Source organism: Glycomyces sp. NPDC048151 (genome assembly GCF_043202775.1).
Taxonomy (GTDB): domain Bacteria; phylum Actinomycetota; class Actinomycetes; order Mycobacteriales; family Micromonosporaceae; genus Glycomyces.
The window spans coordinates 92,569-113,356 of sequence record NZ_JBIDBB010000005.1; the positions used below are offsets into that span (position 1 = coordinate 92,569).

General features: G+C 70.0%; 15 protein-coding genes. 6 read left to right on the forward strand and 9 right to left on the reverse strand.

The window, feature by feature from the left end; all coding sequences use genetic code 11:
• Window positions 1-86 precede the first annotated feature (86 nt).
• From ACGGCP_RS13125 to ACGGCP_RS13135, 3 genes are all read right to left on the reverse strand, one after another.
• Window positions 87-1,028 carry a carbohydrate ABC transporter permease gene (locus ACGGCP_RS13125; RefSeq protein ID WP_392965298.1) on the reverse strand — a complete coding sequence of 314 codons (942 nt, stop codon included), beginning with the start codon at window positions 1,026-1,028 and terminating at the stop codon, window positions 87-89.
• Window positions 1,025-2,008, reverse strand: coding sequence for an ABC transporter permease (locus ACGGCP_RS13130; RefSeq protein WP_392965300.1), 984 nt, complete (start codon window positions 2,006-2,008; stop codon window positions 1,025-1,027). Before ACGGCP_RS13130 ends, ACGGCP_RS13125 begins: the two co-directional genes overlap by 4 nt.
• 77 nt (window positions 2,009-2,085) lie before the next feature.
• Entirely contained in the window at window positions 2,086-3,774 is a 1,689-nt protein-coding gene (locus tag ACGGCP_RS13135; RefSeq protein ID WP_392965303.1) for a hypothetical protein, read from the reverse strand.
• 241 nt (window positions 3,775-4,015) lie between these two features.
• Here ACGGCP_RS13135 and ACGGCP_RS13140 point away from each other — a divergent pair, with 241 nt between their 5' ends.
• The 4 genes from ACGGCP_RS13140 (at window position 4,016) to ACGGCP_RS13155 (ending at window position 11,354) form a co-directional block, all read left to right on the forward strand.
• A complete protein-coding gene (locus ACGGCP_RS13140) occupies window positions 4,016-5,152 on the forward strand; it encodes an ROK family protein (protein ID WP_392965305.1) in 1,137 nt (378 codons plus the stop codon).
• 183 nt (window positions 5,153-5,335) lie between these two features.
• Complete coding sequence (locus ACGGCP_RS13145) at window positions 5,336-7,444, forward strand: alpha-galactosidase (protein WP_392966300.1); 2,109 nt, start codon at window positions 5,336-5,338, stop codon at window positions 7,442-7,444.
• A gap of 119 nt (window positions 7,445-7,563) precedes the next feature.
• Window positions 7,564-9,024 carry an RICIN domain-containing protein gene (locus tag ACGGCP_RS13150; RefSeq protein ID WP_392965307.1) on the forward strand — a complete coding sequence of 487 codons (1,461 nt, stop codon included), beginning with the start codon at window positions 7,564-7,566 and terminating at the stop codon, window positions 9,022-9,024.
• 272 nt (window positions 9,025-9,296) lie between these two features.
• Complete coding sequence (locus ACGGCP_RS13155; protein ID WP_392965310.1) at window positions 9,297-11,354, forward strand: cellulase family glycosylhydrolase; 2,058 nt, start codon at window positions 9,297-9,299, stop codon at window positions 11,352-11,354.
• Between the two features lie 76 nt (window positions 11,355-11,430).
• On the opposite strand, the gene ACGGCP_RS13160 is transcribed toward ACGGCP_RS13155, so the two are convergent.
• The 4 genes from ACGGCP_RS13160 to ACGGCP_RS13175 all read right to left on the reverse strand — a co-directional run bounded on the left by ACGGCP_RS13160 (window position 11,431) and on the right by ACGGCP_RS13175 (window position 16,355).
• Entirely contained in the window at window positions 11,431-12,789 is a 1,359-nt protein-coding gene (locus tag ACGGCP_RS13160; RefSeq protein ID WP_392965312.1) for a GH1 family beta-glucosidase, read from the reverse strand.
• A gap of 26 nt (window positions 12,790-12,815) precedes the next feature.
• On the reverse strand, window positions 12,816-13,889 hold the full coding sequence (locus ACGGCP_RS13165; RefSeq protein WP_392965314.1) for a carbohydrate ABC transporter permease: 1,074 nt from the start codon (window positions 13,887-13,889) through the stop codon (window positions 12,816-12,818).
• Window positions 13,886-14,866 carry a carbohydrate ABC transporter permease gene (locus ACGGCP_RS13170; RefSeq protein WP_392965317.1) on the reverse strand — a complete coding sequence of 327 codons (981 nt, stop codon included), beginning with the start codon at window positions 14,864-14,866 and terminating at the stop codon, window positions 13,886-13,888. Before ACGGCP_RS13170 ends, ACGGCP_RS13165 begins: the two co-directional genes overlap by 4 nt.
• A gap of 82 nt (window positions 14,867-14,948) precedes the next feature.
• The gene (locus tag ACGGCP_RS13175) at window positions 14,949-16,355 is read right to left on the reverse strand and encodes an ABC transporter substrate-binding protein (protein WP_392965320.1); all 1,407 of its coding nucleotides are present in this window, start codon (window positions 16,353-16,355) and stop codon (window positions 14,949-14,951) included.
• Between the two features lie 237 nt (window positions 16,356-16,592).
• Between ACGGCP_RS13175 and ACGGCP_RS13180 the strand changes: the two genes are divergently transcribed.
• The gene (locus ACGGCP_RS13180) at window positions 16,593-17,777 is read left to right on the forward strand and encodes an ROK family protein (protein ID WP_392965323.1); all 1,185 of its coding nucleotides are present in this window, start codon (window positions 16,593-16,595) and stop codon (window positions 17,775-17,777) included.
• A gap of 21 nt (window positions 17,778-17,798) precedes the next feature.
• Here the strand turns inward: ACGGCP_RS13180 and ACGGCP_RS13185 are convergent, their stop codons facing one another.
• Together ACGGCP_RS13185 and ACGGCP_RS13190 are read right to left on the reverse strand one after the other, a co-directional pair.
• Entirely contained in the window at window positions 17,799-19,346 is a 1,548-nt protein-coding gene (locus ACGGCP_RS13185) for an MDR family MFS transporter (protein ID WP_392965325.1), read from the reverse strand.
• Window positions 19,343-19,924: a TetR/AcrR family transcriptional regulator gene (locus tag ACGGCP_RS13190; protein WP_392965328.1), complete on the reverse strand. Its 582-nt coding sequence runs from the start codon at window positions 19,922-19,924 to the stop codon at window positions 19,343-19,345. Before ACGGCP_RS13190 ends, ACGGCP_RS13185 begins: the two co-directional genes overlap by 4 nt.
• Window positions 19,925-20,112: 188 nt before the next feature.
• Between ACGGCP_RS13190 and ACGGCP_RS13195 the strand changes: the two genes are divergently transcribed.
• Window positions 20,113-20,778, forward strand: coding sequence for a GAP family protein (locus ACGGCP_RS13195; RefSeq protein ID WP_392965330.1), 666 nt, complete (start codon window positions 20,113-20,115; stop codon window positions 20,776-20,778).
• The last annotated feature ends 10 nt before the right edge of the window (window positions 20,779-20,788 follow it).

Here is a 20,788-nt window from a genome sequence, read left to right on the forward strand (position 1 = left end):
ATGCGATGGGGGAGTAGGGGTAACGGGCGTCCGGGCCCGGCAAAAGTCCGGACGCCCTTCCCCCGCGGACCCTCACAGCCGCGGGTCTATCCCTTCACGGCGCCGGTGATGACGGCCTTCGTGAAGTGCTTCTGGATGAAGGGGTACATGATCACGATCGGGATGATCGTGCAGACGACGACGGCCATCTTGAGTGCCGCGGTGGGCGCGGCCTCGCCTCGGGCCTGGTACTGGGCGGTCGCCTGGGCGCCTTCGGGCAGGCCCTGGGTGGACATGAGCATGCGCTGCAGCACGACCTGGATCGGCTGGGTCTCCAGACCCGGCGTGTAGAGCACGGCCTGGAAGTACATGTTCCAGTAGCCGACGGCGTAGAACAGGGCGATGACGGCGAGGATCGCCTTGGACATCGGCAGCACGATCGTGAGGAGGATGCGGAACTCGCCCGCGCCGTCGATGCGGGCCGCGTCCAGCAGCTCCCCGGGGATCGAGTTCATGAAGAACGCGCGCAGGATGATGATGTTGAACGTGCCGACCGCGCCGGGCAGGATGAGGGACCAGTAGGAGTTGAACAGGCCCAGTTTCTGCACGACCAGGAACGAGGGGTACATGCCCGGTCCGAACAGGAACGTGAGCAGGATGAGCCACAGGATCGGGCGGTGCAGGAGCGAGCCGGTCCGCGAGAGCGCGTAGGCGCCGCAGATGGTGAGGACCAGGCTGATGGCGGTGCCGACGAAGGTCAGGGTCAGGGTGAGCACGAGCGAGTCGGTGAGCGCGCCGCCGGAGAAGATCTCGCGGTAGGCCTGCGCCGACACGTCGGTGGGCAGGATCAGGAGGCTGCCACCGGCGCGGTTGAGGGCGTCCTCGCTGGCGAAGCTGGTGGCGACGACCGCCCAGATCGGCAGGATGATCGCGGCGGCGTAGCAGATGAGGAACAGGGCCTTGACCGCTTTGCCGGCGACCGAGGGCTCCTCGTCCCAGATGGGACGGTTCTTGTTGCGGCGCTTGGGTTTCAATGCGATGGCGGTCATGACTTCTGGTAGATCCCTTGCTCTCCGAGGCGGTGCGCGATGTTGTTGGCGACGAGGATGAGGATCAGTCCGATGACGCCCTTGAACAGGCCCGCGGCGGTGCCGAACGACTCGCCCTGGTTGCCGACGATCGACTGGTAGTAGACGTACGTGTCGAGCACTTCGGTCGCCTGGTAGCCCACGGCCTGGCGTTGGAGCTGGTACTGCTCGAAGCCGACGGAGAGGATGCCGCCGATCTGGAGGATGAGCAGCAGGATGATGACCGGCCGGATGCCCGGGAGGGTGATGTGCCACATGCGGCGCCAGCGTCCCGCGCCGTCGGAGGCCGCCGCCTCGTACAGGCTCGGGTTGATCGAGGCGAGCGCGGCGAGGAAGATGATCATGCCCCAGCCCGCGTCCTTCCAGGCCCACTGCAGCCAGACCAGGAACAGGAAGCTGTCGGGGTTGGAGGTGAAGTTCAGCCGCTCGCCGCCGCCGTCCATGAGCCAGTTCGAGACCAGGCCGTCCGCGCCGAGGACCTGGACGAACACGGTCACGACCAGCACCCAGGAGAAGAAGTGGGGCAGGTAGACCACCGACTGGAACGTCGAGCGGATCTTGAGGGAGATGATCGAGTTCATCGCCAGGGCCAGGACGACCGAGAGCGGGAACATGCACAGCAGGTTCAACGCCGCGAACTTGAGGGTGTTGAGCAGCGCGGGCGTGAAGTAGGGGTCGTTGAACAGCCGCTCGAACCACGCGAAGCCGACGAACGGGTTCTCCCAGAACGGCCGGTAGGGGCTGTAGTCCATGAACGCGATGATGTTCCAGGCCGAGGGCCAGTAGTGGAACACCAGCAGGTGGGCGACCACCGGCAGCGCCAGCACCAGCAGCGGCCAGTCGTGCCGGAGCCGCTGCGCCACCGTGCGTTTGCGCCTGACCACCGGTGGGCGGGAAGCCTCGCCTGCTTCCGGTGGTGCGGTGCTCTGGAGAGTTGCCATCGCTTCAGATTCCAGTCGTGTAGTTCCGGTACGGGCGGCGGTCGGGCGGCCGCGGGGGGCCGCCCGACCGGGGTGCGCTACTCGTCGCCGTAGACGGCCAGGTACGCGTCGGTGTAGTGCTTGCGGGCCTCTTCGCCGCCGTTCTTGAAGTACGTCTCGACCATCTCCGGGATGGAGGAGAGGTCGGCGCGCCCGTAGGCGATGTCCGACTGCTGGTCCCACAGCGTGGTGCCGGCGGCCTTCGCGGCGGCGGGGGCCTCGATGCGGATGCCCTTGAACGGGGGCTCCACGATGTACTCCTGGATCGAGGCGTTGTACTCGAAGCGGGCGGCGACCATGTCCGGGTCGCCGGTGAGGAACGTGTCGACCTGGGCGAACGCCTTGTAGTTCACCGGGCCCTGGACGACCTCGGGGCCCGCCCCGATGTAGGAGGGGTTGCCGGTAGCGTCGATCTCGAAGTGCTCGCCTTCGACGCCGTACTGGAGCAGCTGGTACTCAGTGGTGCCGTACGGGGCGGCGCACCAGTTGGCGACGTCCAGGATCTCCTCGACCTGCTCCTTGGAGAGGTTCTTGTTGAGGAAGGTCCAGCCGCCGATCCCGGCGGACACCGCCACCATGGGCGTGCGGCCCTTCGCGGCCAGCGGCGGGAGCGGGGCGACCGCGCCTTCGGCCTCGCCCCTCCTGACCTTGAGGTTGTAGTCGTTCCAGCGGACCAGGTTGTCCTGAGTGAACATGACCTGGCCGGCCTCCTGCATCGCGGCGGCGTCGAGGGTCCCGGTCGGGGCGTCGGGGTGGATGAGCCCCTCGTCCCAGAGTGTGCGGCGGAACTCCATGAGCTCGGTGAACTCGGGCCGCTCGATGTTGTTGACCATCTTCTTCTGCTCGGGGTCCCAGTTCCAGCCGTCGATGCCGCCGAGGTCGAACCACTGGCCGATGAACCAGTCGAGGCCCACGAAGGCCCACCGGGAGTCGGTGGTCCAGGCGCGGGAGACCTCGAGGAGCTCTTCGACCGTGGTCGGCATCGCCAGGCCCTCGGCCTCCAGGAGGTCGGTGCGGGCGAGGATGCCGTTGCCCTGGCCGCCGCTGTAGGTCATGGGGATGGCGTAGATGCCAGCGGTGTCGGGGTCGTTCGGGTCCTTGGACCAGACCGCCTGGCCCCAGGACTCGGACGGGAGGGCGGCGAGGAGCGGCCAGCGGTCGGCGATGTCGCCCTGCACGATCTCGGTGAGGTCGTAGAAGGAGTTGACCACGGTCTCCTGGAAGTTGGCGAAGGAGCCGGTCATGTAGTTGAACAGCTGGATGCCGTCGCCGTACTCGTCGGCCTTGACCCACTGGACCGCCGTGTCGCCGTAGGTCATGCCGTCGCCTTGGCGGATCGTGACCTTGGTGCCGCCCCAGGCTTCGGCGCACTTCGCGAAGTACGGGTCGTCCTGCGCGGGAGGGGTGCCCCAGCACGGGATGGTGATCTCGTAGGCGCCGCTGCCGGAGGGCACGTCCGCGATGGCCTGGACCGGCGCGGGGTACGAGGTGAAGGCCGACGGGTGGTGCGGCGGTTCGCCGACCAGGTCGGGCTGGACCGGGAGCGGCCAGTCCTCGTGCGTGGGCAGGAAGTCGAAGCCCTCGCTGGTCTGCGTGGAGCCGGTGCTGCCCTGGATGTCGGAGCAGGCGGCGACGACCGGGAGGCCCGCGGCCCCCGCGGCCCCGAGTCCCGCGGCCTTGAACAGGGAGCGGCGCTTGAAGGGCGCCCGGTCTGAGGGAGTGGTCATGTCGCTGAACCTCGTTGTCGCGAAGGGATAAGGAGCTACACAGATCGGGCGTATCGAGGTATGTGGATGCCTGACCTGGTGCGATGTACCGTACGCAGACGGACTCAAGTTTGTCAACGAATGAAACGAACTTGTTTTCAATTGGCGAGCTGCAAACGGTCAAGAAGGCGACATTCGGGCGGAAAGATCAGATGAATGTTGCTTGGATATCGTTGGCTTTGAACAAACCGAGGAGATCGCAATGGAGCAGACACCGACGGCGGCCCCGCTGAGCGGCCTGGAGCGCAGCACTCTGCGGGAGCTGCTGGTCCACGGGCCGAAGTCCCGCGCGGAGATAGCCCGGGAGCTCGGCATGTCGCGCGCGAGCCTCACCCGCGTCACGCGCACGCTCATCGAGCAGGGCCTGGTCGCCGAAGGACCGCTCGAGCTGCGCGGCGCCACCGGCAGGCCCAGCGAGGTCCTGCGCATCCGGCCCGAGGGCCGCCGGTTCCTCGGCGTCAAGCTCACCGGCGAGCGGCTCTTCGCCGTCGTCACCGACCTCGCCGCGCAGGCGCTCGCCGAGTACGACGAGCCCCTCGCCTCGCGGTCGGTCGAGGACGCCGTCGCGCAGATCGCGGGCGTGTACGAGCGCCTCGCCGCCGAGCACCCCGGAATCGCCGCGGTCGGCATCGGCCTCGCCGGGGACGTCGTGGCCAAGGGCGACCGCCAGACCGTGCTGCAGTCGCCGTTCCTCGGCTGGGGCGAGGTGCCCCTGGCCGACCTCGTGGGCGAACTGGTCGGCGTGCCCGTCGCGACCGAGAACGACGTCCGCGCCCTGACCGCGGCCGAGCACTGGTTCGGGGTCGGCGCCGGATACGAGTCGATGGTCCTGGTCACCGTCGGCGCCGGCGTCGGGGTCGGTGTCGTCGTCGACGGCAAGGTCGTCACGGGCGCCAGCGGCCGGGCCGGGAACGTCGAACACCTGCCGGTCGACCCGGGCGGCCCGCGGTGCGAGCGCGGCCACCGCGGCTGCGTGGCCGCGTACCTGCCGAACGCGGCGATCGTCGCCGCGCTGCGCACCCCCGGGCTCGACTACGCGAACGTCCTCGAGCTCGCGCGGGGCGGCGACCCCGCCGCCAGGCAGGCCTTCCGCGACGCCGGGCACGCGCTCGGGGTCCTGTCGGGGATGCTAGCGAACACCCTCGACCCCGAGAAGATCGTCATCACCGGCGACGGCATCGCGGTGACCGAGCTGGCCCGCGACGAGATCGACGCCGCGATCGCGATGCTCCGCGGCCCCGACGAGGCCCCGGTCGCCCTCGACATCCAGCCGTTCGAGTTCGCCGAATGGGCGCGGGCCGGGGCCGTGCTCGCCATCCGGGACCACCTCCGGTTCTGAAACGCTTAGTTTCATGAGTTGACAAACAATGGCGACTTGTCGATACTTGGGCGGCCCCAGCCGGTCCATCGAGGAGTCCGCATGTCTGAATCGAGCACTGTCGCCGAACCCCCGCCGCTCCGGCGCGCCCCGGCTCCGCGCCAGGCTGTCCCGCACGACCCCGAGAGCGACGGGAAGACCCGGATGCTCTGGGCCGCAGGCGTCTCCGTCGTCGTGCACCTGCCCGAGCGCGGGCTCCCCGAAGTGCTGCACTGGGGCCGCGACCTCGGCGACCTCGGCCCCGGCGACTTCGAGCAGCTGCGGCTCGCCCGCGTCCGCCCCGTCTCGCCCAGCGCGCTCGACGCCCCCTGGCCCCTCACCCTCGTGCCGGGCGAGCACGACGGCTGGGAGGGCCGCCCCGGCTTCGCCGCGCACCGCGCCGGGCAAGCCCAATATCCAGAGTGGAGAGTCGCCGACGCGGGCTTCGAGGCCGACGCCGAGACCAGGACGCTCCACGTCCGCGCCGAGGCCCCCGGCCTGCTGCTGCACAGCGAACTGCGCCTCGACGACAGCGGCGTCCTGCGCATCGCCCACGAGATCGTCAACACCGCGGCGGAGCCGCTCTCCCTCGCCTCACTCGAACCCGTGCTGCCCGTCGACGACCGCGCCGCCGAGGTCCTCGACTTCACCGGCCGCTGGACCCGCGAACGCGTCCCCCAGCGCGGCCCGCTCGCCCAGGGCAGCCGCGTCCGGGAGACCCGGCGCGGGCGCACCGGCCACGACTCCCCGTTCGCCCTCGTCCTCGGCACCCCCGGCTTCGACAGCGCCGCAGGCGAAGTGTGGGCGGTGCACCTCGGCTGGAGCGGGGACGCCGTCTACCGCCACGACGCCCTCCCCGAGGCCCGGACCCTCCTCGGCGCCGGGCCGCTGCTGCGCCCCGGCGAGATCGAACTCGCCCCGGGCGAGTCGTTCCGCACTCCCGACGCCGTGTTCGTCTGGAGCGACCGGGGGCTCGACGGCCTCGGCGACCGCTTCCACCGCTCGCTGCGCGCCCGGCCCGCGCACCCGCGCGAACCCCGCCCAGTCGTCCTCAACACCTGGGAGGCCGTCTACTTCAAGCACGACCTCGACCGGTTGGAAGCGCTCGCACGCACCGCCGCCGACATCGGCGTCGAGCGGTTCGTGCTCGACGACGGCTGGTTCCGGGGCCGACGCGACGACACCGCCGGGCTCGGCGACTGGACCGTCGACACCGGGGTCTGGCCCGAGGGCCTGCACCCGATCGTGCGCACCGTCCGCTCCCTCGGCATGCAGTTCGGCCTGTGGTTCGAGCCGGAGATGGTCAACCCGGACTCCGACCTCGCCCGCGCGCATCCCGAATGGCTGCTCCAGCCGCCCGCGACCAGAGCGTGGCGCGGCCAGCACGCGCTCGACCTGACCCGGGCCGAGGCGTTCGACCACCTGCTCGAGTCGATCTCCGCGCTCGTCGCCGAATACGGCCTCGACTACATCAAGTGGGACCAGAACCGCGACCTCATCGAGGCCGTCCACGACGGGCGCGCGAACGTCCACAAGCACACCGCCGCCGTCTACCGGCTCCTCGACCGCCTCCGCGAGCGCCACCCGGCGCTGGAGATCGAGTCGTGCGCCTCCGGCGGCGCCCGCGTCGACCTCGGCGTCCTCGAGCGCACCGACCGGGTGTGGGCCTCGGACACGAACGACCCCATTGAGCGCCTAGCGATCCAGCGCTGGACCGAGCTGCTGTTGCCGCTCGAACTCATCGGCTCCCACATCGGCCCGCCGACCGCGCACACCACCCATCGGGCCGCGAGCCTCGACTTCCGGGTGGCGACCGCGCTGTTCGGCTCCTTCGGGATCGAATGGGACGTCACCGCGTGCACCCCGGCCGAACTCGGCCGGCTGCGCGACGCCGTCGCCTGCTACCGGCGCCTGCGCGGCCTCCTCCACAGTGGCGCGATGAGCCACCTCGACACCGGCGACGGCGGCGCGACCGCGACCGCCGTCGTGTCCGACGACCTCCGCCATGCGGTGGTGCGGGTCGCCAGGCACGCCACCGGAGACCGTGCCCTCGGCACGGCGCTGCGCGTCCCGGGCCTGGAGCCCGGCACGCGCTACCGGGTCGCGCCCGTGGCCGAGCTGCCGGTGCCGCGCGGCCTCGACGAGCAGCCCCCGCCGTGGCTCGCGGAGGACGGCCTGCGCCTGCCCGGCTCGGTGCTCGCCGCCGTCGGCGTCCAGCTCCCGCTGCTCGCCCCCGGCGAGGCCCTCGTCCTGGAGATCACCGCCCTGCCATAAGAAATTGACATTCATCGATCCTTGACGGGGATGGGGCGCGGTGCCATACTTTGGGCGGATGTGATCGCGCACACACCGCACCCTCACGGCTCCTTGCGCCGCACGAGAAACGGCCCCGCATGAACCTTTCTCCGCCTCGACCGCGCCGCCTCCACGGCCTCCTCCTCAGCCTGCTGTCCGCGCTGGTCCTCGTACCGGTCGCCGTCCTCACGGGTGCATCGCCCGCGGCGGCCGACACGAGCCAGTTCCGCGGCTTCAACTGGGCCGTGCTGGGGGACAACTTCGTCGAAGGCCCCCTCGTCCTGGACCGGCTGAGCCAGTCCGACAGCTACGACACCGTCCGCGCGAAGGCCGACGCGATCTACGCCGACATGGCCGCGACCATGGGCGCCAACACCGTCCGGCTCCCCGTCAACACCCACACCGTGGGCACGACCTGGTGGAACGCCTACCGCGGCACCATCGACGCCGCCACCGCCCGCGGCTTCAAGGTCATCCTCGCCTACTGGGAGGACGGCGCGGCCTCAGGCGGGCGCATCACGAACATGACGGCGTTCAACACCATGTGGAACACCGTGACCTCCCAGTACGGCTCCAACAGCCTCGTCTACTTCGAGCCGATGAACGAGCCCCACGGCTACAGCGCGAGCGAGTGGACGAACGTCGCGGCCTCGTGGATCAGCGCCCGGCCCTCGGTCCCGAAGGGCCGCATCCTCATCGGCGGCACCGGCTACAGCCAGGACGCGAAGCCGATCTGCGCCGACTCCCGCCTCGACGGCACCCTCGTGTCCTTCCACCACTACCAGTTCTTCTATGGCACCAAGGACTACGCCGGGTGGGTGCAGAGCGTCCGCGACCAGCTCGGCACGTGCGGCCCGCGCTCGGTCCTCACCGAGTTCGGCGCGCCGATGAACGACGGGCGCGACTACGCGAACGCCGCCAGCACCGACAACTTCGTGCGCTACCTCCGGGCCGTCACCGACGTGGCCCGCGAGCAGCGCATGGGCTCGACCTACTGGCCCGCGATCGGCGGCAAGCCCGGCACGATCGGGTACGACTGGTACTCCATGTTCGCCGCGAGCGGCTCCGGCACCGCCATCGACCTCACGGTCCGCAACCCCTCAGGGGCCGACCGGATCCGGCACGCTTGGGGCGACGCGATCGGCGGCGGCCAGACCACCGACATCGTGAACCGCCTGTCCGGCAGATGCGTCGACGTCGTCAGCGGCTCAACCGCGGACGGGGCCGAGATCATCCAGTACGACTGCCACGGTCGCGCCAATCAGCAGTGGACCCTGCGCGACGCGGGCGGCGGCTACGTCCAGATCGTCTCCGCCGCTTCGGGAAAGTGCCTCGACATCAGCGGCGCTTCCACCGCCGACGGCGCGAGGGCGATCCTGTGGACGTGCGGCAGCGGTACGAACCAGCAGTGGCAGCAGCGCGACGCGGGCGGCTACGTCCAGCTCGTCGCCCGCCACTCCGGCAAGTGCCTCGACCTCGTCGGCGGCGGCACCGCCAACGGCGTCCGCCTGCAGCAGTCCACGTGCGGCACCGGCACGAGCCAGCACTGGACCGTCTGAACTCCTTTGTAAGTGCCGGCAACCAAACCGGCTCGAGCAGTCGCCTCCGGCGGCGGTCGACACCGCGACCGCCGCCGATCGGCTTATGCCGCTTGTCGATCCGCAGTCGAATGTCCTGAATTGTCGGTGCAGTTCATGCTCACTTAGTTTCATGTATTGACAAAGATGAGGATCTTGGCTTACGGTGCTTCACGGGCCATGGACGCGCATCTATCTATGCGCTTAGAAACCGGGCCCGCCACGAAACCGCCTCCCCTGACAGGAGTCCTCCCATGAGTCCATCCACCGCGCACCGGCGACGGCTGCGCCTCGGCGTGCTGGCCGGAGCCGCCGTCACCGCCCTCACGGCGGGCCTCCTCGGCGCGGTCGGCGCCCAAGCGGCCCAAGGCTGCGAAGTCGACTACGAGGTCACAGGCGAATGGCCCGGCGGGTTCATCGCCGAGGTCGAGGTCACCAACCTCGGCGAGCCGGTCGACGGCTGGAGCCTCGAGTGGACCTGGCCCGACGGCCAGCGCGTCACGAGCATGTGGAACGCGAAGCACACCGCCTCAGGCGAGACCGCGACGGCCGAGAGCTACGGCTACAACAAGCGCATCGCCACCGGCGACTCGACCGCCTTCGGCTTCACCGGCTCCTGGTCCGGCGAGAACACCGACCCGACCGGGTTCAAGCTCAACGGGCGCCTGTGCGACGGCACCACCGGCGAGCCCACCGAGACGCCCACGGGCGGACCCGCCGAGTGGGACAACGCCGTGGACCAGGTCGCGGCCATGGAGCCGAGCACGAACATCGGCAACACGCTCGACGCGCTGGGCGGCGAGACCGCCTGGGGCAACCCGATGATCACCGAGGAACTGCTCCAGACCTACAAAGCCGAGGGCTACAACTCGATCCGGCTTCCCGTGACCTGGGACGAGTTCACCGGCCCGGGTCCGGACTACACGATCGCGCCCGAGCGCATGGAGCGCGTCGCGCAGGTCGTCGACTGGGCCCTGGAGAACGACCTGCAGGTCATGATCAACCTCCACCACGACTCGTGGATGTGGCTCGACGAGCTGCCGAACGACCACGACAACGTCATGGCCAAGTTCGAGGCGATGTGGACGCAGATCGCCGAGCGGTTCAAGGACTACCCTGAAGGGCTGTCGTTCGAGAGCAACAACGAGCCGCAGTTCGTGGGCAAGGAGGGCGACGCGGGCGACCCCTACAACGAAGAGCTCAACCGCGCCTTCTACGACATCGTCCGCGGCTCCGGCGGCGGCAACGCCGACCGGCTCCTGGTCCTGCCGACGCTGAACACCAACGCCGCGCAGGAGCGCCTCGACCCGCTCAAGGCCATGATCGACAGCCTGAACGACGACATGGTCGCCGCGACGATCCACTACTACGGGTTCTGGCCGTTCTCGGTGAACGTCGCCGGGTACCCGACCTACGAGGAAGTGTCCCAGGCGGACCTCGCGGGCGCCTTCCAGCGGACGCACGACACCTTCACTGCGAACGGCATCCCGGTCATCGTGGGCGAGTGGGCGATCCTGAACTACGGCGTCACCGGTCCCGAGGTGGTCGAGTACGGGGAGATGCTGAAGTTCTTCGAGGACCTGCAGTTCCAGGCCCGTCAGTACCACTTCACGACGATGATCTGGGACGCGATCCAGTTCCTCAACCGCAACACCCTCCAGTGGCACGACCAGTACCTCCAGGATCGGATCTCCTCCAGCTGGACCACCCGCTCGGGTTCGACCTCGTTCGACCGGATCTACCTGGAGAAGGCCGGGACCATCGGCGACGTGTCGCAGACGCTCAACCTGAACGGCCTGGAGTTCGAGGGCCTGTGGCACGGTGACACGCAGCTGGTCGAGGGCACCGACTACACGCTCTCGGGCGACACGCTCACGTTCAAGGCCGCGACCCTCACCCGCCTCGCGGGCGACCGCGCCTACGGCACCAACGCCACCGTCGAGGCCCGCTTCTCCGCGGGCGTCCCGTGGCGCATCAACATCATCACCTTCGACCAGCCCGTGCTCTCGGACGCGACCGGGACGAACTCGCTCGTCATCCCGACCCAGTTCAAGGGCGACCGCATCGAGCAGATGGAGGCCCACTACGCGGACGGCTCCAACGCCGGACCCGCCTCCTGGACCCCGTACCAGGAGTCCAACGTGAGCTGGCTGCCGAACTACAACGGCGGCACGATCACCGTCCCGACCTCGTTCGTCAACGCGATCCGGGACGGCGAGCCCGTCACGATCACGTACCACTTCTGGGGCGGCGACTCGGTCGACTACACCGTCACCAAGAACGGCACCACCGTGACCGGTACCGCCTCCTAGCGGCCGCGGCGCGAACACGAGCCGGGGCCCGGCGGCACGACCTGCCGCCGGGCCCCGGCCCGCTCCTGTTCCCCGGTCAGTCCCAGTGAAGGTCCGCGCCGTTGGAAGCGATGACGCCGCGGTACCAGTCGGCGCTGCGCTTCAAGGTGCGCCGCTGCGTCCGGTAGTCGATGTGGACCAGCCCGAACCGCTTCGAGTAGCCCTCGCCCCATTCGAAGTTGTCGACGAGCGACCAGACGAAGTAGCCGCGCAGGTCGACGCCCTTCTCGACGGCCGCGCCCGCCGCGCGGAAGTAGCCGTCCAGGTAGTCCACGCGCGCCTGGTCGTCGACCGTGCCGTCAGGGCCGACCTCGTCGTCGAACGAGGCGCCGCTCTCGGTGACGTAGACCGGCAGGTCGGTGTACTCGGCGTGCACCCGCTCCAGGATCCGCCGCAGGCTGTCCGGCGTGATCTCCCAGCCGAAGCTCGTGAGCGGACCCTGTGCCGGGAGGTTGCTCGCCCCCATGCGCGCGTCCGCGTCGTCGGCCGCGACCCGGAAGTGGTGGTAGTGGTTGACCCCCACGAAGTCCAGCGGCGCGGCGATCGTCTCCATGTCTCCCGGCTCGACGGCCGCGAACGCCCCGGTCGGGCCGTAGTGCGCCACCACGTCCTCCGGATAGGACCCCTTGAACAGCGGGTCCAGGAACAGCCGGTTGCCCGAGCCGTCCGCCAGCCGCGCCGCGGCCGCGTCCTCCGGACTGTCGCTCGCCGCCTCGATGTCGGTGAGGATCACCGCCGAGCCCACGCGCGCCTCGGGCTGCCGCTCCCGGATCGCCTTGACCGCCAGGCCGTGCCCGAGGTTGAGGTGGTGGGCCGCGCGCAGCGCCGCCGCGAGGTCCGTGCGGCCGGGGGCGTGGACCCCGTCGGCGTACCCGAGGAACGCCGCGCACCAGGCCTCGTTGACCGGGATCCAGTCCTCGACCAGGTCGCCCAGGGCCTCGGCGGTGCGCGCGGCGTAGTCGGCGAACATGAGGGCCGTGGCCCGCTCCGGCCACCCGCCCTCGTCCTCCAGGACCTGCGGCAGGTCCCAGTGGTACAGCGTCACGAACGGCCTGATGCCGCGCGAGCGCAAGTCCTCCAACTGCTCCCGGTAGAACGCGACCGCCTTCGGGTTGAGCTCCCCGCGCCCGGTCGGCTGGAGCCGCGCCCACGAGACCGACATCCGGTACGCCCGCAGGCCGATGCCCTCGGCGATCGCGAAGTCCTCGCGCCAGCGCCGGTAGTGGTCGCAGGCCTCGTTGCCGGTGTCGCCGTCGCGGGTCTTCCCCGGCGTCGCCGAGAAGGTGTCCCAGATGGACGGCAGGCGGCCGTCCGCGTCGGCGGACCCCTCGATCTGGTAGGCCGCCGTGGAAGCGCCCCAGAGGAAGTCCTTCGGGAACGGGCTGGCGTCGGTCATGGTGGCGGGCTCCTTGTGCGGTCGGTTCATTTGTCCACTCCGGACACGACGATCCCCTGGACGAAGACGCGCTGCGCCGCCAGGAAGATGAGCATCGGGAGGATCAGGGCGAGCAGCGCGGCGGCGAGGATCAGCTGCGGCTCGGCGTTGTACACGCCGTTGAAGTAGCTGAGGCCCACGCCGATCGGCACGATGTCGCGGTTGCCGGCGAGGTAGAGCAGCGGCTCGAAGAAGTCGTTCCAGGCGTAGAAGAAGTGGAAGAGGCTGACGGCCGTGAGCGCGGGCACCGACTGCGGGATGATGACCCGCACGAAGGTCCGGATCGGGCCCGCGCCGTCCATGCGGGCGGCCTCCTCCAGTTCGCGCGGGATCGTCAGGAAGTACTGGCGCAGCAGGAACACGTTGAACGCGCTGGCGAAGAACTGCGGCACGATAAGCGGCAGGTAGGTGCCGACCCATCCCATCTGGAGGAACACCGCGTACTTTGGCACGAGCGTGACGGCGGGCGGCAGCAGGATGGTGGCGAGCAGGAGCCCGAACAGGAGCCCGCGGCCGGGGAAGCGGAACCGGGCGAAGCCGTAGGCGACGACCGCCGAGGAGACGACGGTGGCGATCATCGTGGTGAGCGCGTAGAACAGGGTCCAGCCGGTGAGCCGCAGGAAGTCGATGGTCGTCCACGCCTCGCTGTAGTTCTCCCACTGCGGGTCGAACCCGCGCACGGGTTCGAGGGTGCGCCAGCGGCCCTCCCATTCGACCGGGCCCGCGGCGGTGTCGGCGGGGTCGATGAAGACGCTGGACTCGCGGCCCGGTTCGAGCAGGGCGAGTTCGCGCGTGGAGCCGTCGGGCATGGGCACGGCGTACACGTCGTGCTCCTCGCCTTCGTATTCGAAGGTGACAGCGGTGACCGGCAGGACCGGGCTGTCGGCGTCGGCGACCTGGTCCTTGTCCTTGAGGGAGGTGACGGCGCCGTAGCCGAGCGGCATGAGGAACACCATGACGAGCAGGAACGCGCCGAGTGTCGTGCACCCGGCGAGGAGGATGCGGCGGCGGCGCCGGGCGGTCGCGGCGTCGGTCTCGCGGGTGGGGCTGTCGACGGTCATGACCGCTCCGTTCCGTAGTGGACCCAGTGTCGGGCGGTGCTGAACAGCAGGGCGGTCAGGGCGCCGACGACGAGGAAGATGAACCAGGCCAGGGCCGCGCCGTAGCCCATGTTCCCGAACACGAACGCCTCCTCGTAGAAGTGGACGAGCAGGAAGCGGCTGGCCCCGTCCGGGTGGCCCGAGGCGCCGAACAGGACCCACGGCACCACGAAGTACTGCATGACCAGGACCGAGCCGATGACGAGGTTGTAGAACATGACCGGCGACAGCAGCGGGAGGGTGATGCTGGTGAGCCTGCGCCACCAGCCCGCGCCGTCGATGGCGGCGGCCTCGTACAGCTGCGTCGGGATGCCTTGCAGCCCTGCGAGGTTGATCATCATGGCGTTGCCGACGCCCCACAGGCCGATGAAGCTGAACGCGAACAGCACGAGCACCGGGTTGTCGAGCCAGCGCATGCCGGAGGTGCCGGAGGCCTGGACGCCGGTGAGGTCGATGAGCCGGTTGAGCCAGCCGGTCTGCGGGTTGAGCACTTGCTGCCAGATGAGGATCCCGGCGACGAGCGGGATCATCGACGGCGCGTAGAACATGAGCCGGAAGAAGTTGCGGCCCTTGAGGTGCGAGGAGTTGAGCAGCAGCGCCAGCGCGAGGGAGACGACGAGGCTCACGGGCAGGAACACGAGGGTGAACCGCAGCGTGACGAGCAGCGAGGTCCAGGTGTCGGGGTCGGACAGCGCCCGCTCCCAGTTGCCCAGGCCCACGAACGCGGTCTCGTCGGGCGCGGTGAGCTTGAAGTCGAGGGTGGAGAACACGAGCGAGGCGGCGATGGGGATCGTCCAGAACAGGACGAAGCCGATGAGCCACGGGGAGATGAAGGCGTAGCCCCAGCGGGCCTCGCGCCGCTGCATGGAGGTCGGCGGGCGCTTCGGCGCGCGCGGGCGGCGCCGGACGGACAGCACCGCTTCGGTGAGGTCGGACATTGGCGTCCTTTCGGAAGGGGCGGTCGGGCGGGGCGCGCGGGGCGCTCCCGCCCGACCGGTCAGGAGGATCGGGCGGGAAGGGTCACGCGGCGTCGAAGACGGCCTGGAGTTCGGTCCTGAGCGCTTCGAGCTCGGCCGGGATGTCGAGCCCCTCCTCCTGGCTGAACCTGGTCCCGTACTCGGCGATGACCGCTTCGGCCTCGAGGAAGTTCGGCATGCCGCCCTCGTGCGAGGGGTTGTCCACGTAGGACATGCCCTCGACGGCGACGTCCCAGTCGATCTCCTGGCCTTCGAAGTTCTCGGCGCCGACCCGGTCGAAGTAGCCGTCCTGGAGGCTGATGCGGGCGGGCATGCCGCCGTAGGTGGTCGTCAGCGCCTCGGCTGCGTCGCCGAGGAGGTAGGTGAGGACCTCGAACGCCTCGTCGGGGTGCTCGGTGCCGGCGGTGATGGAGAAGGTGTCGGCGTGGAGCTTCGCGGTGGTCGCGCCGTCGTAGGCCGGGACGGCGGCGGTGTTCCAGTTGCCTTCGAAGCCGCCCATGCAGCAGGTGGCGTACCACAGGTGCGAGTAGCCGAGCGCGAGGTTGCCGGACTCGAACCACGAGCCCGCGTTGAGCATGTCGGAGTCGCCGTAGGGCCCGTTGGGGATGAAGTGCTGCTCCCACATGCCGTCGTAGTACCACTGCTGGGCGGCGGCCCAGTGCTCCGGGATCTGGGCGTCGCCGGACTCGCTGACGAGCGAGCCGGGGCCGAACAGGGTGGACTGGGCGCGGATGTCGGCGAAGACGTTGCCGAACCCGAACTGCACGATGTCGTCGGGGTTGAACGCGGGGTCGTTGGCGTCGTTGCCTTCGCCGTCGACGGTGAGCTGCATGGCGATGTCGGTCAGGGTCGCGATGTCCCAGGGGCGCTCGTTGCCCTCCGCGTCGACGTACGGCGCGCCGTACTCCTGCGGCGGGTAGGGGAGTCCCGCCTCGTCGAAGAGGTCGAGGTTGACGTACATGAACGACGGGAAGACCGCGAACGGCAGGCCGATCTGGCCCTCGTCCTCGATCTGGTAGAAGTCGACGAGCGCGGGGTCGAAGTCGGTGAGGTCGTAGTCGTTCTCCTCGATGAGCGGCGTGAGGTCGAGCCAGGCCCCGGGGAAGGTGGAGCGGCCGCGGATGCCCATGGGCCCCACGATGTCCGGGGCGTCGCCGGTGGCGATCTGGGTGGAGAGGATGTCGGGGGCCTGGTCGGCGTCGACGATCTCGAGGACGAGCTCGATCTCGTCCTGGCTCGCGTTGAACTCGTCGACGATCTGCTCCTGGGCGGGGATCGTGGGGGCGTCGGAGCCGACGCCCATGCCGACGAACCACCGGATCTCGACGGGTCCGGCGGCGGCGCCGGACCCGTCGAGGCAGGCGGTGGCCGCCAGCGCGGTGCACGCGCCCACGACGAGCGCGCGGGTGGTCGCGGCGGTGCGGCCGCGCGGGGTGAATCTGGTCCTCATGGGATGCTCCTCGATCGGAGCCTGCGGCGGCTCCGACGGTGCTGAAGGGATGTGAAGGGCTGTGGTCGAAGGGACGGACGGTGGTGGACGGGCATGCGCCCGAGCCGCCCGGAGGTAAGCTCGATGCGTTGTACACGACTTACCTATAAGACTTAGATTAAGTATTCGGGAACGCGCCGTCAATCTCCTCGACATAACGGCCTGATCTCGGACCCGTAACTACCCACTGGTGGAGCGATGGAACGACCCCGGCACAAGACGACCCGGGACCTCAAGCAGGGCAACAGGATGCGCCTGCTGCGGACCCTCTATTTCGACGGACCGCTGACCCGCCGCGACCTGGGACCGGCCACCGGCCTCAGCACCGCCTCGGTCAGCAACGTGACCGCCGAGCTCCTCGCGCAGGGGGTCCTGCGCGAGGGCGGCAAGGTCGAGTCCGACGGCGGGCGCCCGCACATCCTCCTCGACGTCGACCCCGGGCACGCCCGCGCGGTGGGCGTCGACGTCGGCGAGACCCACGTCCGGGTCGAGCTGGTCGACCTCAAGCTGGGCGAGCTCGCCAGCGCCGAGTACCCGCTGGCCCCCGGCGTCCACGACCCCTCCACTGTGGTCGAGCACATCGTGGCGGGCGTCCGCTCCGTCCTCGCCGCGTCCGACGGCCCGCAGGTCCTGGGCGTCGGGGTCGGCATGCCCGGCATCGTGGAGTACGGGCCGGACGGGGTCATCCACGCCAAGGCCTTCGGCTGGGACGCGGTCCCGCTCGGCCGGATCCTCATGGAGCGCCTGGCGCCCCTGCCCGTCCACGTCGACAACGGCGCGATGACGATGGGTCAGGCCGAACTGTGGTCCGGGGCCGGGCGCGGCGCGGACAACGCCGTGATCGCCCTGATCGGCACCGGCGTCGGGTCGTGCATCGTCACCGACGGGCGCCTCTACCGCGGCTCGGCGAGCAGCGCCGGGGAGTGGGGGCACACGACCGTGGAGGTGCGGGGCCGCCGCTGCCGTTGCGGCGCACCGGGATGCCTGGAGGCGTACGTCGGCGCCGAAGGCGTGCTCGCCCGCTTCCGCGCCGTCGGCGGCACGGTCGCGGAGGACGACGAGGAGGCGGCGTTCGCCCGGCTGCTGGACGACCCTTCCGAGGCGGCGCGCACCGTCGTCGACGAGACCGTCGAGTACCTCGGCGCGGGCGTCGCCGACCTGCTCAACCTCTTCAACCCCGAACTCATCGTCATCGGCGGCTGGGCCGGGCTCATGCTCGCCGAGCGCCGCATGGACGACATCGCGGCCGCGGCGCGGTCCTACGCTCTCGACCAGCCCTTCGAGACGGCGCGGATCGTGCCCGGCAGGCTCGGGCCCGACGCGGTCGCGAAAGGCGCGGCGACGCTGGTGATCGAGCGGTTCCTGGGCGGCGGACCGGAATGACCCCGGCCCGCCGCCGACCGGTCAGTGGGACGGCGCGTGCTCGGCGTCGTCGCGGAGCCTGCGGTTCGGCAGGACGAACGCGAGGACGGTGCCGACCAGGATCACCGGGACGAGGCCGAGGAAGATCGGCAGCAGCGAGTCCGCGTACGCGTCGATCACCTGGTCGCGCAGCGCTTCGGGGAGCGAGCGGACGATCGCGGGCGTGATCGACTCGGCTCCGGCGCCGCCGAAGTCGGTGCCGATCGACCCGAGGGCGTCGGTGAGGCGGTTGGTGAAGATCGCGCCGACCACCGCGACGCCCACGGTCGCGCCGATCTCTCGGAAGAAGTTGTTCGAGGAGGTCGCGGTGCCGACCTCGCTCTGCGGGAACGCGTTCTGGACGGCGAGGACGAGGTTCTGCATGACCAGGCCCATGCCCGCGCCGAGCAGCCCTATGTAGAGGCACAGCACCCACACCGGCGACGACGGGTCGAGAGTGGACATGAGCCAGATCCCGACGGGCATGACGAGCATGCCCGCGATCACGAACCCCTTGTAGCGCCCGAGCTTCGACACCAGCGCGCCCGACGTGGTCGCGGTGAGCATCATGCCCACGACCATCGGGATGAGCAGCAGGCCGGACTCGGTCGCGGAGTACCCGTACACCATCTGCAAATACGTGGGCATATAGGAGACGACGGCGAACATGCCCAGGCCGATCGCGATCATGCCGATGAGGGTCGCGATGGAGAAGACCGGGTTCTTGAGCATCCGCAGCGGGATGAGCGGTTCGGCGGCGCGCCGCTCGACGACGCAGAACAGCACGGCGGCGGCGACGGTGACCGCGCCGAGCCACAGGATGGTGGGGGAGGTCCAGTCGTACTCGGTCCCGCCCCACGTGCACACCAGGATCAGGCTGGTGACGGCGACGGCCATGAGCGCGGTGCCGAGGTAGTCGAACCTGACCTTGACCTGCTTGTGCGGCAGCTTGATCGCGGCCGCCGAGATGGCGAGCGCGGCGACGCCCAGGGGCAGGTTGATCCAGAACGCCCAGCGCCAGTCGGTGTTGTCGGTGATCCAGCCGCCGAGCAGCGGCCCGGCGACGGCGGCGAGGCCGAACACGGCGCCCATGGGGCCCATGAACTTCGCCCGCTGCCTGACCGGGACGAGGTCGGCGATGATCGCTTGGGAGACGATCATGAGCCCGCCGCCGCCGAGGCCCTGGAGGGCGCGGAAGGCGATGAGCTGCGGCATGTCCTGCGCGAACCCGGCGAGCCCGGAGCCGAGGACGAAGACCGCGAGGGCGGCGAGGAAGAGCCTGCGGCGTCCGATGAGGTCGCCGAGCTTGCCGTAGACGGGCATGCCGATCGTGGCCGCGAGGATGTACGCGGTGGTCACCCAGGCCATGTGCGACAGGCCGTCGAGTTCGCCGACGATGGTCGGCAGCGCGGTGGAGACGATGGTCTGGTCCAGCGCGGACAGCAGCATCGTGACCATGAGGGCGGCGTAGATCCACCCGAAGTGGGAGGGGAGCTTCGCGCTCTCCGGTGCGGCGGGGGCGGCCGGGTTCTCGGCCGTTGCGGTGGTCATGGGTGCTGGACTCCGAATGCGGGAAGGATGACGGTGTCGATGAAGCGGCCGACGTAGGCCTCGTCAGGAAACTGTCCGGTATGGACGCGGTGGGCGATGAGGGACGCGAACAGCAGCTCGTTGATGAACTCGCGGGCGGGGGCGTCGGCGGCGATCTCGCCGCGCTCGGCGGCCCGGTCGAGCACCGCCTCGACGGCGCGGCGCATCGGCCCGACCAGGATCTCCCGCTGCGCTTCGTCGAGCTCGGGGTCCTTGCGGGCCGCGTTCGCCAGCCCGGACATGAGGTCGTGGTCCTCGGGCCCGGCCTCGATGACCGCCCTCGCCCCGGCGAGGAGGTCACCGCGGAGGCTCCCGGTGTCGACGTCCTCGAGCGGCGCGGGGCGGCGGTGGCGCACCGCCTCCACCACCAGGCGCGGCTTGCCGTCCCAGTGCCGGTACAGCGTCGCGGTGCTGGTCCGGGCCTCGGCCGCGATCTGCTGCGTGGTGACCTTCTCGTAGCCGTGCTCCCTGACCAGGCGCACGACCACGTCGAAGATCTCGGCCTCGCGCTCGGGCGAGAGCCGCGACTTGCGTTCCAAAGCCGCCTCCGTCTCTAAACGAAATGCTTTCGTTTCGATAAGCATGCCACAGCCCCGGCACCGCCGACAACTCCCGGCCGCGCGATGGAAGGTACTGTGCCCACGGGCGGCGCCGGCCGCCCTCGACCCGCGGCCCCGCGCCGCACACCGGGAGGGAAGCGCATGGGCCGCGACGAGGACGGCACCCGGTGACCGGCGGACTGCTGTGGGGCCTCACCGGCCTGGCGCTGCTCGACTCGGTCAACGCCGCCACCATCTGGATCGTCATCGTGATCCTGCTGGGCGCCAAGCGCCCCGCCCCGACCGGCTGGGCGTTCATGCTCGGCGCGGCCGCGTCCTTCCTCGCCATCGCGCTGGCCTTCTACTTCGGCATGTCGTTCGCCGACTCGGTCCTCGAAGGGTTCACCCTGTGGCTGCGCCGCGCCCTCTTCGCCGGACTCGCGGTCGCACTGGCCGTCATGGGCGTACGCAGACTCCGGCCGCGCGAACGCAAGGGCTACACGCTGCCGCCCTGGGTCAACGCCTGGAGCGCACTGCCGTTCGGCGTCCTCGCCACCCTCGGCGACCTCCCCAACGCCTTCCCGATGGTCCTCGCCGTCGAACGCCTCATCCACGCCGACATCGCCGCCCCCGCCGCAGTCGCCGTCCTCGTCGGCTACACCCTCGTATACGCCCTGCCCTCGGCCCTCATCCTCGCCGCAGGCCTCGCGTTCAACGATGAACTGCGCGAACAGCTCGAGACGATGCTCGGCGGCCACACCTCCGGCACCGCCGCGCCGAGCACGAAGACCGCCGCCGCCTGCTTCGCGGGCGCCGCCGCGAGCCTCGCCGTCCTGTTCCTATGGGTCGGTTAGACACCCGCAA